Consider the following 468-nt stretch of genomic DNA (forward strand, 5'->3'; position numbering starts at 1 on the left):
GCATCTCTGCCGGCCGGCACTGAAAGTAACTATGACATCCTGGTGATCGGCGATGCCGACAAGGGAGGCCGCGCCATGCTGGAGCTGGCCCGCAAGGCGCTGGATGAAGGCAAAGAAGTGGTGCTGGACGCCGCCAGCGACGGGTCGGCTCAGTCGGCCCACGCAAATACGTTACAGGCCCTGGTGGGCACCAGCATCGACGCAGGCGCAGTGCGGGTTAAAAAGGGCGATCGCGGCCATTATGTGACACCAATCGACACCCCCGCAGTGGTGCTGAAGAAAATGCAGATGGCCGCGACATATACCCAATCGCAAGAATCGGACAGCGAGCCTAGCATTAATTCCGTCCAGAACATTTTCGGAATTAAGAACAAGGAGTCCGCGCAATGAAAGTCACCCATATCGCCATTGCTTTGGCTTTCGTGTTGCCAGCGGCAACCACCCTACAGATCGCCCATGCCGGCGATG

At 58.3% G+C, this 468-nt stretch carries 1 protein-coding gene; it reads left to right on the forward strand.

What is annotated here, in order from left to right; all coding sequences use genetic code 11:
* A partial coding sequence (locus XalbCFBP2523_RS16705; RefSeq protein WP_158250803.1) for a hypothetical protein occupies nt 1–390 on the forward strand: 390 nt, incomplete at its 5' end.
* Nucleotides 391–468 lie beyond the last annotated feature (78 nt).

It is taken from the genome of Xanthomonas albilineans (assembly GCF_002939705.1).
GTDB classification, from domain to species: Bacteria; Pseudomonadota; Gammaproteobacteria; order Xanthomonadales; family Xanthomonadaceae; genus Xanthomonas_A; species Xanthomonas_A albilineans.